Here is an 11,850-nt window from a genome sequence, read left to right on the forward strand (position 1 = left end):
CGGTGCGGGGGCCACATTCGTACGCGTGCAAGGCGCGGGTCGCCGGGGCCGGCCCGACGGTGCGGAGCCGAGGGCTAGGGCCTGTTGCGAAAGTGGCGCGGTCGCCCGAAGGGCGGCCACGCGGCAGGCGCCGCTTCGTATCAGGTTCCGGAGGACCGCTGTCCCTGGGAGCCGTGGGCTGCGAGCGGAAGACTGCGCAGCGACAGTGCGCTCGGCGCCGGCAGCGCTCCGTGGGCCGCCTCGGCGCGGAACGACTGGAGCAAGAACGCCACCAGACGCCGGGACGCCGCACGGTCACCCGGCAGCGCGGTGACGAGACCGCAGTGCGCCAACAGGGCCACGGCAAGGTCGGAGGGGTGTAAGTCGGCCCGCAGCGCGCCCGCCGCCTGCGCCCTGCGGACCAGGGTAATGAAGTCCCGCTCGACCTGTTCCCCGAACCTCGCGTGTTCTCGCGTGCTGTCCGGATAGGCCGCGACGAACGCCGCCGGGAAGCCCCGTTCCTCCCGTTGCAGTTCGCAGACCGTCTCGACCAGTTGCTGGAAGCCCTGCCACGGATCGGGGTCGGCCAGCGCCTCGGTGAGCGCCCGAGCGCAGGTGTCCATCTGGTGCGCGAACGCGGCCCGCACCAGGGCGTCCCGCGTCGGGAAACGCCGGTACAGCGTCGCCACGCCCACCCCCGCCCGTCGGGCCACGGTCGCCATGGGCGCGTCGATGCCGTGCTCGGCGAAAACCAGGCGGGCAGCCGAGAGGATGCGCCGCCGGTTTCGCCGGGCGTCCGCGCGCAGACCGTCCTGCCCCGCGATCCGAGAGGATTCCCCCACCGCTGTCTCTCACCTCCGGTCAAGTGGACGATCTCGTCCGTTTGCCAGCCTACGCTCGGCGCCACGATCCCCCACAGGGCCACTGGTGGCGAAGGTGAGAGCGCAACGATGAACGACCGCACGATGAAAGCCGTACTGTTCGACCGCTTCGGCGGCCCCGAGGTGCTGTATGTGGGCCGGGTGCCACGTCCCGGACCGGCACCCGGCGAGGTCCTCGTGCGCGTGCGCGCGTTCAGCGTGAACGGCGGCGAACTGGCGGTCCGTTCCGGTCGGGTCCGCCTCGTCACCGGCCGGAAGTTCCCGCAGCGCGTCGGGCTGGACTTCACTGGCGAGATCGCCGCACTCGGCACCGGCGCGACCGGCGTAGCGGTCGGCGACCAGGTGTGGGGCGTCCTGGGCCGCGGCTCCGGATTCGGCAGCGCTGCCGAGTACGTGACGGTACGGCCCGAGCGGCTCGGCCTGGTCCCGGACGGGCTGGACCTCGTGGCCGCTGCCGCGCTGCCGGTGGCCACCACTGCCGTCACGGCCCTCCGCGACAAGGCCGCACTGCGCCCCGGCGAACGGCTGCTTGTACGGGGCGCGGCGGGCGGCGTCGGCAACGCCGCCGTCCAGCTGGGACAGGCGTACGGTGCCGAGGTCACGGCCCTGGCCCGCGCTGCCAACCTCGACTTCGTCCGTACGCTCGGTGCCCACCACGCCGTCGACCACCGGACCGTGTCTCCTGCGGAACTGGGACTGTTCGACGTGGTGCTCGACACGGCGGGCCGCGACCTGCGTACCGTGCGGCGGATGCTGAAGCCGGGCGGACGCATGGTCACCATCGCCTTCGACCTGACGCGGCCCGCCGCCTCGCTGGGCTATATCGCGGCCAGCGCCGTCCACGGACGCGGCCGGGTGCGCTTCTTCAGCGGCAACCCCGAACGTGCGCTCTTCGACGACCTCGCCCGCCAGGTGACAGAGGGGAGGCTGCGGCCGGCGGTGGACACGGTCTTCCCGCTGAAAGAGACAGCGGCCGCACACCGGGCGCTGGAGGCGGGCGGTGTGCGGGGCAAGTACGTGGTCAGGGTCGACTAAAGTTTGTTGGGAAGGTGCTGGTCACAGCCACTCGTTGAGGACTGCAACCAACACGGTCGCCTCGTAGCGGACGGCGAGCTTGTCGTATCTCGTGGCCACGGCCCGGTGGCGCTTGAGGCGGTTGATCCCGCACTCGACGGCATGCCGCTCGCGGTAGTCGGTTTTGTCGGACTTCGGCGGCCGACCGCCTCGGGCACCGAGCTTCTGGCGGTTGCGGACGCGGTCGGCGGGGACCGGGATGGTCGCCTTGATCCCGCGTCTGCGCAGGTAGGCCCGGTTGCGGCGGGAGTCGTACGCTTTGTCGGCCCGCACCCGGTCCGGCCGCCTGCGGGGCCTGCCCGGACCAAGGCGAGGTACCCGGATGGCTTCCAGGACCGGATCGAATTGCGGCGAGTCACCCCGCTGGCCGGCTGTGATCACGACGCTCAGCGGCTTCTGCCCCTGCTCGACGGCAAGGTGGATCTTGGTGGTCAGGCCGCCTCGGGAACGTCCGAGACCATGGTCGGCCGGCTCAACGGCAATGCCGCCGGGCGGTTCCTTTTGCAGATCCCCTTTTTCGAGGCCCCGGCGGCGTGCTGGTGGGCCCGGCAGACGGTGGAGTCGATATTCACGTCCCAGGTGATCAGGCCCTTCGCGTCCGCCTGAGCTTGGAGCTGAGTGACGAACTGGCCCAGGTGCCATCGCGCTGCCAGCGCCGGAACAGGTCGTAGACCCGCTCCCAGGGCCCGTAGCGTTCCGGCACATCACGCCAGGGAGCACCGGTACGGGTCCGCCACCGAATGCCGTCTATCAGCTGCCGTCGCGTCCACACCGGCGGACGGCCCGGCTTGATGCCCTGCGGCAACAACGGCTCAAGCCGGGCCCACTGTCCATTCGTCAGATCACCACGCTCCACAGGGCGTGATCATCCACGACCAAGATCCACTTTCGCAACAGACCCTAGGCGGGCGCCGCGAGTTCCGCCCAGACGGTCTTGCCCGGCTGCTCAGGCGTACGCGACACGCCCCAGTCCAGGCAGAGCCGCTGCACGATGAACATGCCGTGTCCGCCGGGGCGCCCCGCGCGGTGCGGGGTGCGCGGTGCCGGCTGCCCCGCACCGCCGTCGACGACCTCGACCCTGATCTTCTTGGGCAGGCGGGCCATGCGGAGTTCCTCGGGACCGTCCGCGTGCAGACAGGCGTTCGTCACGAGCTCGGAGACGACCAGCAGTACGTCCTCGGCGGCAGCCCGCCGGTCGGCGCCCGACGCGGGCAGCCAGCCCCAGTCGTGGAGCGCCTGACGGGCGAAGTCGCGGGCCGTCGGCACGATGCCGGTGGCCTCTCTCAGCGAGAGCGTGCGCCACTGCCGGTCAGCGGGCACGGCAGGGGCGTGGCCCGTGCCGTCCGGCTCGCGGCCGAGGTCGCCCGGCGGATGCCGGGTGGTGCTCATCAGCGCTTCACCTCACCGATTCACCGTGTGTTGCCATCGAACAGATATTGATCAGATACAGAGTGTGAGGACTTCACGACCTCGACGGGGTGTCTTCTGCCCGGCCGATCGGTGACGACACCCACTTCGTGCACGCCATGAGCGTGATTCGAGCGATAGCCGCGCCCCCGAGGCTTCGGACAGGCACGGCAGACGCCGCTGTCAGTCGCTCAGGGCCTCTTCGAGCGAGGCGTGGACGGTGAAGACCGCCTCCGCACCCGTGATCTCGAAGACGCGCGCCACCACGGGCTGCATTCCGGCGAGGTGGACCCCACCGCCGGCGGCCTCGGCCTTCAGTCGCGCGCCGAGCAGCACGTTGAGTCCGGTGGAATCACAGAAGTCGAGGCGCGAGCAGTCGACCACCAGGCGTGTACGCCCTTCCTCGACAGCGCTCTCGAGAGGCTCCCGCAGCAGATCGGCGGTGTGGTGATCGAGCTCACCCACCGGCGTCACGACTTCACTGCGGCCCTCGCTCCGGACATCGACCTGAAGCCGACCCCGGTTCGCGCTGCCGACCGTCCCGCGGTCCATGCCCGTTCCTCTTCGCCGTCCGTCACTGCCCGCGCCCCTGGTGTGCGCGGCTTCATCGTGGCTACCCCCGACGTGCGTAAAACATTACGCGTTTCCCTCGCCACACGGTAGTCGGAGAACTCCACAAAGCGGACATACAGGCTGATTTGGCGCTTGTAACTCGTGGCTGGAAGCGGGTAAGGGTAGAGAGGACATCTGCACCAGGAATTTCGATCGGCTTCGGAGGCGCCGCTTCACCGCAGGAACACGTATGGGCATCGGCAGCCATATGCCGAGAACGATGGAGGAGAACCATGTCACCCCGGCTCGACGTATCGCGTACCCACATCGCGACGTCGGCATGTCCTCAGGGACCGACCGATTCCGGCTCCGCTGCCGCGACCGCCGTACCAGGCCCGCGCGCCAGCACCAGCACCACCTGCACCACCACCGACGACCACCTTCCTGGTGAGGAGTTCGAGGGTCTCGAAGGACTTCCCGAGATCCCGCCCTACGCCGAGGTCGGCGCGCTGGACGCGAGGGCCCTGTCGAAGACGCTCTTCGCGCGGCTCGAAGCCCTCGACGAGGGAACCCACGAGTACGCGTACGTCCGCAACACACTCGTCGAGCTCAATCTGGCCCTGGTCAAGTTCGCCGCCGCCCGGTTCCGCTCCCGCAGCGAGCCCATGGAGGACATCGTCCAGGTCGGCACCATCGGCCTGATCAAGGCGATCGACCGCTTCGAACTCAGCCGGGGCGTGGAGTTCCCGACGTTCGCGATGCCCACCATCGTCGGCGAGATCAAGCGCTTCTTCCGTGACACCAGCTGGTCCGTCCGCGTCCCGCGCAGGCTTCAGGAACTGCGGCTGGACCTCGCCAAGGCGGGCGACGAGCTGGCCCAGAAGCTGGACCGCGCGCCCACGGCCGCCGAACTCGCCGAGCGCCTCGGCCTGAGCAGGGACGAGGTCGTCGAGGGCATGGCCGCGAGCAACGCGTACACCGCGAGCTCGCTGGACGCCAAGCCCGAGGACCACGGCGACGGCGGCGAGGCCGCCCTCGCGGACCGCCTCGGCTACGAGGACCACGGCATCGAGGGCATCGAGTACGTCGAGTCCCTCAAGCCGCTCATCGCCTCGCTCCCCCTGCGTGACCGCACGATCCTCTCCATGCGGTTCGTCTCCAACATGACGCAGTCGGAGATCGGTGAGGAGCTCGGCATCTCGCAGATGCACGTGTCCCGGCTGCTCTCCCGGACTCTGGTCAAGCTCAGGAAGGGCCTGACCGTGGAGGAGTGATCCGGCGTCACCGGCACTCCCGGTGCCCCCTCGCGGAAGGACCTGCCCCGGCTGACGGGCGGGTCCTTCCGCGTTGTCGGCCTGTCACACGGCTCTCCTCCCGCCCCGCCACACCCCGCCGGCCAGCGGAACTCCCGGCCGGTAGGCGAGGTGGACGTGGCTCGGCGCGTCGAGGACCACGAGGTCGGCGCGGGCGCCGGGGGTGATGCGGCCGATGTCGGTGCGGCGCAGCGCGGCGGCGCCTCCGGCGGTGGCGGACCACACCGCTTCGTCGGGCGTCATGCCCATGTCCCGTACGGCGAGGGCGATGCAGAACGGCATGGAGGAGGTGAACGAGGACCCCGGGTTGCAGTCCGTGGACAGCGCCACGGTGGCGCCCGCGCCGAGCAGGCGGCGTGCGTCGGGCCACTTCGCGCGGGTGGAGAACTCCGCGCCGGGGAGGAGGGTGGCGACGGTGCGGCCCTGACCGAGCGCGTCTAGGTCGGCGTCGTCGAGGTGGGTGCAGTGGTCGGCGGACGCGGCGTCGAGCTCGACGGCGAGCCGGACACCGGGGCCGTGGCCGAGCTGGTTGGCGTGGACGCGGGGGTGCAGGCCCCTGGCCAGGCCCGCGGTGAGGATCGTGCGCGCCTGGTCCTCGTCGAAGGCGCCCCGCTCGCAGAACACGTCGATCCAACGGGCGTACGGGGCACAGGCGTCGAGCATCGGCCCGGTGACGAGGTCCACGTAGGCGGACGGGTCGTCGGCGTGGTCGGGGGACACGATGTGGGCGCCGAGGAAGGTGACCTCGTCGGTGTGGCGGGCGGCGATGCGCACGGACCGTGCCTCGTCCTCGACGGTGAGGCCGTAGCCGGACTTGGTCTCGAAGGTGGTGGTGCCCTGCCGGAGTGCCTCGGCCAGGTAGCGCGCGACGTTCGCGGAGAGCTCCTCGTCGGAGGCGGCGCGGGTGGCGGCCACGGTCGTGCGGATACCGCCCGCGGAGTAGGAGCGGCCGGACATGCGGGCGTTGAACTCGGCGGTGCGGTCGCCCGCGAACACCAGGTGGGAGTGGGAGTCCACGAAGCCGGGAATCACGGCGCGGCCGCCCGCGTCGAAGGCGTAGTCGGTGGCGGGTGCTCTGCCGGCTTCACCGGTCCACGCGATGCGGTCGCCCTCGATGACGACGGCCGCGTCCCGGATCAGGCCCAGTGGGGTCCCGTCGCCGAGGGAGGGGTCGTTGGTGACCAGGTTCGCGATGTGGGTGATGGCGGTCGTGGCGGTGGTCGTCATCCGGGCACAGCTTTCGTCGGGTTGGCCCGGCTGGACTGCCGGGGGTGTCGGCGGGGGCCGTTCGTCGGGCGCGGGCTGTTCTTACGGCGCCGGCCCGGGCCACCGCCGGAAGCAGGTTTCCGGCGCGGGCCCGGGCCGGCCGTTCAGTCGTGCAGGGCTGCGACGGCCGAGGCGAGCGCTCCGGGGACGTCGTCGATCCGCGTGTGCCGGCCGTCCCGCACGATGTGCCGCCCCGCCACCACGGTGTGCCGTACATCGGCGGCGGTGGCGGCGAATACGGCCGCTTCGGCTGCCAGCCGGGGCACCGGCCCCGCCGTTCTGACCGAGTCCAGCGCGACGGTGGCGAGATCGGCGGGCGCTCCCGGTTCGAGCACGCCCGCGTCCGGTCGGCCGAGCGCGGCATGCCCCTGGGCGGAAGCGGCCCTGAGCAGGGCCCCCGCCGTCCAGTGACCGCGCACATGTGTGCGCAGGCGTTCGTTGAGCTCCATCGCCCGGGCCTCCTCGAACAGGTCGATCACGGCGTGGCTGTCACTGCCCAGCGAGAGGGGGGAGCCCGCGCCCTGGAGCGCGGTGGCGGGCCCGATGCCGTCGGCTAGGTCGCGTTCGGTGGTGGGGCACATGCAGGTACCCGTCCGGGAGGAGCCCAGCAGCAGGATGTCCTCCGCCGTGAGGTGCGTGTTGTGGATGCCGGTGGTCTGCGGGCCGAGGACCCCGTGGTCTGCGAGGAGCCGGGCGGGCGTGCGGCCGTGGGCGGCGAGGCATGCGTCGTTCTCCGCGGTCTGCTCGGAGAGGTGGACGTGGAGCGGGACGGCCCGCTCCTGGGCCCACCGCGCGACGGTGGACAGCTGCCCGGCCGGGACGGCGCGTACGGAATGGATCGCGGCGCCGATCACCACCAGGTCGTCGTCGCCCTTGAGGAGGGAGGCACGCTCGGCCCAGGCGTCGGCGGTGGTGTCGGAGAAGCGCAGCTGGTGCCTGCTCGGCTCCTCCCCGAATCCGGCGGCGAGATAGGCGGTGTCGAGCAGGGTGATGCGGATACCGGCCTCGGCCGCGGCGGCGATGAGTGCCTCGCCCATGGCGTTCGGGTCGTCGTAGGGCGTGCCGCCGGGCGCGTGGTGGAGGTAGTGGAATTCGCCCACCGCCGTGATCCCGGCCAGCGCCATCTCGGCGTACGTGGCGCGGGCCAGGTCGTAATAGGTGTCGGGGGTGAGGCGGGAGGCCGTCCGGTACATCAGCTCGCGCCATGTCCAGAAGGTGCCGGAGCCCACCTGGACGGTGGAGCGCAGCGCGCGGTGGAAGGCGTGCGAGTGGGTGTTGGCCAGTCCGGGGACGGTCAGCCCGTGCAGCGCGGTGGCACCGGGCGGCGGCGCGTCGACGCCCGTCCGGACCCCGGCGACGCGCCCGCCGGCCACGTCCAGCAGGACGCCCGGCTCGACATGGGTGCCGAGCCAGGCGTGCGACATCCAGTACGTCGCGGTGACCGGTGTGCCCGTCGGTTGCGTTGTCAGCTGCACGCGAGACCTTCCAGTACGTCGGCGAGTGCCCTCACCCCGGCCACGCAGTCGTCCTCCGCGGCGTGCTCGGCGGGTGAGTGCGAGATCCCGGTGGGGTTCCGTACGAACAGCATGGCGGTCGGCACGGAAGCGGACAAAATACCCGCATCATGCCCTGCCCCGGTGCCGAGCACGGGCACGGTGCGCGTTGCCCCGCCGGCGCCGTCACGCCCCCGCTCCTCCAGCATCCGGCGGATCTCGTCGCGCAGCGCGTGCTGGAAGTCCACCACGGGGGTGAACGACTCGCGTACGACGTCGAGATCGATCCCGGCCCGTTCGGCGTGCTCCCGCGCGGCCCGCTCGACACCGCTCACGACGGCGTCGAGCGTGGCCTGGTCGGGTGCCCGTGAGTCGAGCCAGCCCCGCACGAGGGAGGGGATGGCGTTGACCCCGTTCGGCTCGACGGCGATCTTGCCGAAGGTCGCGAGGCCGCCGGCGAGCTCCGCCTCACGCCGTGCCGCGAGCACGGTCTCGGCATAGGTGAGCATCGGGTCACGCCGGTCGGCGAGCCGTGTGGTGCCGGCGTGGTTGGCCTCACCCCGGAAGTCGAACCGCCAGCGGCCGTGCGGCCAGATGGCCGAGGCGACCCCGACCGGGTCACCGCTCAGGTCGAGAGCGCGCCCCTGCTCCACATGGAGCTCGACGAACGCCCCGATCCGGGCGAGGCGTTCGGGATCCGGCCCGATGGCGTCGGGGTCGTGTCCCGCGGCCTCCATGGCCTGCGGCAGCGAGACGCCGTCCCCGTCGCGGAGCCGGTGCGCGTCCTCGACGGTCAGCCGGCCGGCGGCGAGACGTGAGCCGACGCAGGCGAGCCCGAAGCGGGCCCCTTCCTCGTCCCCGAAGTTGACGATGGCGAGGGGCTTGATGAACTCCGCTCCCCTGCGGCGGAGTTCATCAAGGGCTGCGAAGGACGACACCACGCCGAGCGGGCCGTCGAAGGCGCCACCGTCGGGCACGGAGTCGAGATGGGACCCGGTGACCACGGCATCCCCGGCAAGCGGATCGCCGAGCCAGGCCCACTGGTTGCCGTTGCGGTCGGTCTCGTGGACGAGCCCGCGCGCCTCGGCCTGGGCGCGGAACCACTCACGGCACTCCCGGTCGGCACCGGTCCAGGCGAACCGGCGGTAGCCGCCGCTCCCGGGGTCGCGGCCGAGGGGTTCGAGTCCGCGCCACATCGCGTCGAAGGACTCGGCCCCGGCGGGCCGGCGCGGCGCACCCGTTCGCGTGCCCGGCCCGGACGTGCCGGGCCGGTACTCCGGGCCGTCGTCCGCCGCGCCGGTCACCGGTCCTCGTCCTCCGCCATCGGGACCCGCACGCCCTTGTCCGAGGCGACGGACTCCGCGATGTCGTAGCCCGCGTCGACATGCCGGATGACGCCCATACCCGGGTCGTTCGTGAGCACCCGCCGGATCTTCTCGCCCGCGAGCGCCGTCCCGTCGGCGACCGTGACCTGACCCGCGTGGATCGAGCGCCCCATGCCAACGCCGCCTCCGTGGTGCAGCGACACCCAGGACGCCCCCGAGGCCACGTTGACCATGGCGTTGAGCAGCGGCCAGTCCGCGATCGCGTCGGAGCCGTCCAGCATGGCCTCGGTCTCGCGGTAGGGCGAGGCGACCGACCCGCAGTCCAGGTGGTCACGCCCGATGGCCAGGGGGGCGGCGAGCTCACCGCTCGCCACCATGTCGTTGAACCGCTCACCGGCCCGGTCGCGTTCGCCGTAGCCGAGCCAGCAGATCCGGGCCGGCAGCCCCTGGAAGTGGACCCGCTCGCCGGCCATCCTGATCCAGCGGTGCAGCGACTCGTTCTCCGGGAAGAGTTCGAGCAGGGCCTTGTCGGTCTTGTGGATGTCCGAGGCCTCGCCCGACAGCGCCGCCCACCGGAAGGGCCCCTTGCCCTCGCAGAAGAGCGGCCGGATGTAGGCGGGCACGAAGCCGGGGAAGTCGAACGCCCGCGCGTATCCGGCGAGCTGGGCCTCGCCCCGGATCGAGTTTCCGTAGTCGAAGACCTCGGCACCCGCGTCCATGAAGCCGACCATCGCCTCGACGTGCGCGGCCATCGACTCACGGGCACGCAGGGTGAAGTCGGCGGGCTTCTCGGCCGCGTAGGAGGCCATGTCGTCGAAGTCGACGCCGACGGGCAGATAGGCGAGCGGGTCGTGCGCGCTGGTCTGGTCGGTGACGATGTCGACGGGTGCGCCCTCGGCGAGCATCCGGGGCAGCAGCTCCGCGGCGTTGCCGAGCAGGCCGATGGAGAGCGGGCGCCGCGCGTCGCGGGCCTCGACGGCCAGCTGGAGCGCGTGTTCCAGGGAGTCCGCCCGTACGTCCAGGAAGCGGTGCTCGATCCGGCGCTCGATGGCGCGCGGGTCGCAGTCGATACAGAGGGCCACACCGTCGTTCATCGTGACGGCCAGCGGCTGGGCGCCGCCCATGCCGCCGAGTCCGGCCGTCAGCGTGATGGTCCCCGCCAGCGTCCCGCCGAACCGCTTCGCGGCGACCGCGGCGAAGGTCTCGTAGGTGCCCTGGAGGATGCCCTGCGTCCCGATGTAGATCCAGGACCCCGCGGTCATCTGCCCGTACATGGTGAGCCCGAGGGCCTCCAGGCGGCGGAACTCCTCCCAGTTGGCCCAGTCGCCCACCAGGTTGGAGTTGGCGATCAGGACACGCGGCGCCCATTCGTGGGTCTGCATGACGCCGACCGGCCGCCCCGACTGGACCAGCATCGTCTCGTCCTGCTTGAGCGTCCGCAGCGTACGGACCATGGCGTCGAAGGAGCGCCAGTCACGGGCGGCCTTGCCCGTGCCGCCGTAGACGACGAGCTTGTCGGGGTGTTCGGCGACCTCGGGGTCGAGGTTGTTCTGCAGCATGCGGAGGGCGGCTTCCTGCTGCCATCCCAGGGCGCTCAGTTCCGTACCGCGCGGTGCCCGTACGGGGCGGGGTCCTGACATGGGGGATGCCTCCTCGCGTCTGTGACTCTCCTATTCACATCCTGTCCGGCTGAATACTCCTAGTCAACAGGTGCGGCCGGGCCGGTCGGGGCCGACGGCTGCCGCACACCCGCCTGCCGCCCATACACGGCCCGCCGCATGTACCTGTGGAAAATGCCAGAACTCCCACCAGGCGCACACACGTTGCGTAGCCTCTCCATTACATCCGTACGCCACGTCGGGAGGGGAGTCCCCGTTGCCCGGAATCGACGAGTGCCTGATCGAAGTCATGAGGCTGCCCGGTGCCCGGGGCGCCGCGGTGGTCGACTGGACCAGCGGGCTCGCGCTCGGCACCATCGGCGAGTCACCCAACGGCGACCACGAGGCCACCGCCGCCGAGACGGCCGAGGTGGCGAGGATGGCCGCCGAACAGCCGGTCTTCGCGCAGGCGGACGCCCCCACCGGCGCACCGGGGCCGTCCGCCCCCGCCGTCGAGGACGTCATCGTCACCACCGCTCCCGGCTACCACATCATCCGCTTCGTCGAGACGGACTTCGACAGCAGCGTCTTCCTCCATCTGTGGCTGGACCGCGCGGAAGGCAACCTCGCCCTGGCACGCATACGGCTCGGCGAGATGGCGGAGCGGCTGGTCCTGGTATGAGCCCCTCCGTCACCGCCCGGCCCGGATTACCCGAACAGGCCGCGCCCTCACCGATGTTGCAGCGGCTCGCGGCGGAGCGCGCGACCGGCGCGCTGTTGCGCGACCGGGGCACCCTGTATCTCGCCGACGGCCAGGTCGTCCACGCGGAGAGCCCCGCGACCCCCGGAATCGACGTCCTGCTCACCACAGGCGGGACCCTGCGGGCGGAGGGCTGGTGGGACGCGGTCGCCCAGGCGGGCGCCGGGCAGCGGGTCGGCCGCTGTCCACGAGGTAGCGGCCG

At 71.6% G+C, this 11,850-nt stretch carries 10 protein-coding genes and 2 pseudogenes; 4 read left to right on the top strand and 8 right to left on the bottom strand.

Annotated elements, in window-relative coordinates; genetic code table 11:
- Positions 1 to 140: 140 nt before the first annotated feature.
- Complete coding sequence (locus BFF76_RS00470; RefSeq protein ID WP_031098780.1) at positions 141 to 821, bottom strand: TetR/AcrR family transcriptional regulator; 681 nt, start codon at positions 819 to 821, stop codon at positions 141 to 143.
- A gap of 108 nt (positions 822 to 929) precedes the next feature.
- On the opposite strand from BFF76_RS00470, the gene BFF76_RS00475 reads away from it, so the two are divergent.
- Entirely contained in the window at positions 930 to 1,895 is a 966-nt protein-coding gene (locus BFF76_RS00475) for an NAD(P)-dependent alcohol dehydrogenase (RefSeq protein ID WP_031098779.1), read from the top strand.
- A gap of 21 nt (positions 1,896 to 1,916) precedes the next feature.
- Here the strand turns inward: BFF76_RS00475 and BFF76_RS30830 are convergent.
- From BFF76_RS30830 to BFF76_RS00490, 3 genes and pseudogenes are all read right to left on the bottom strand, one after another.
- Positions 1,917 to 2,790: pseudogene (locus BFF76_RS30830) on the bottom strand (IS5 family transposase).
- A gap of 44 nt (positions 2,791 to 2,834) precedes the next feature.
- Positions 2,835 to 3,323, bottom strand: a complete 489-nt coding sequence (locus tag BFF76_RS00485) for an ATP-binding protein (protein ID WP_053929156.1) — start codon at positions 3,321 to 3,323, stop codon at positions 2,835 to 2,837.
- 201 nt (positions 3,324 to 3,524) lie between these two features.
- Positions 3,525 to 3,893: an STAS domain-containing protein gene (locus tag BFF76_RS00490; RefSeq protein WP_031098770.1), complete on the bottom strand. Its 369-nt coding sequence runs from the start codon at positions 3,891 to 3,893 to the stop codon at positions 3,525 to 3,527.
- Positions 3,894 to 4,186: 293 nt separating this feature from the next.
- Between BFF76_RS00490 and BFF76_RS00495 the strand changes: the two genes are divergently transcribed.
- On the top strand, positions 4,187 to 5,167 hold the full coding sequence (locus BFF76_RS00495) for an RNA polymerase sigma factor SigF (RefSeq protein WP_053929155.1): 981 nt from the start codon (positions 4,187 to 4,189) through the stop codon (positions 5,165 to 5,167).
- Between the two features lie 84 nt (positions 5,168 to 5,251).
- Here the strand turns inward: BFF76_RS00495 and hutI are convergent, their stop codons facing one another.
- The 4 genes from hutI to hutU form a co-directional block, all read right to left on the bottom strand.
- Positions 5,252 to 6,433, bottom strand: a complete 1,182-nt coding sequence (gene hutI, locus BFF76_RS00500) for an imidazolonepropionase (RefSeq protein ID WP_065846647.1) — start codon at positions 6,431 to 6,433, stop codon at positions 5,252 to 5,254.
- Positions 6,434 to 6,576: 143 nt separating this feature from the next.
- On the bottom strand, positions 6,577 to 7,947 hold the full coding sequence (locus tag BFF76_RS00505) for a formimidoylglutamate deiminase (protein WP_053929153.1): 1,371 nt from the start codon (positions 7,945 to 7,947) through the stop codon (positions 6,577 to 6,579).
- Positions 7,938 to 9,161, bottom strand: coding sequence for an allantoate amidohydrolase (locus tag BFF76_RS00510; RefSeq protein ID WP_031098762.1), 1,224 nt, complete (start codon positions 9,159 to 9,161; stop codon positions 7,938 to 7,940). Before BFF76_RS00510 ends, BFF76_RS00505 begins: the two co-directional genes overlap by 10 nt.
- Before the next feature lie 104 nt (positions 9,162 to 9,265).
- On the bottom strand, positions 9,266 to 10,930 hold the full coding sequence (hutU, locus tag BFF76_RS00515; RefSeq protein WP_031098760.1) for a urocanate hydratase: 1,665 nt from the start codon (positions 10,928 to 10,930) through the stop codon (positions 9,266 to 9,268).
- A gap of 235 nt (positions 10,931 to 11,165) precedes the next feature.
- Between hutU and BFF76_RS00520 the strand changes: the two genes are divergently transcribed.
- Both BFF76_RS00520 and BFF76_RS00525 read left to right on the top strand, forming a co-directional pair.
- Positions 11,166 to 11,570 carry a hypothetical protein gene (locus BFF76_RS00520; protein ID WP_053929152.1) on the top strand — a complete coding sequence of 135 codons (405 nt, stop codon included), beginning with the start codon at positions 11,166 to 11,168 and terminating at the stop codon, positions 11,568 to 11,570.
- Positions 11,567 to 11,850 (top strand): annotated as a pseudogene (locus tag BFF76_RS00525) (DUF4388 domain-containing protein); the annotation flags it as partial. The gene BFF76_RS00520 and the pseudogene BFF76_RS00525, both read left to right, overlap by 4 nt.

The organism is Streptomyces mutomycini (assembly GCF_001700505.1).
GTDB classification, from domain to species: Bacteria; Actinomycetota; Actinomycetes; order Streptomycetales; family Streptomycetaceae; genus Streptomyces; species Streptomyces mutomycini.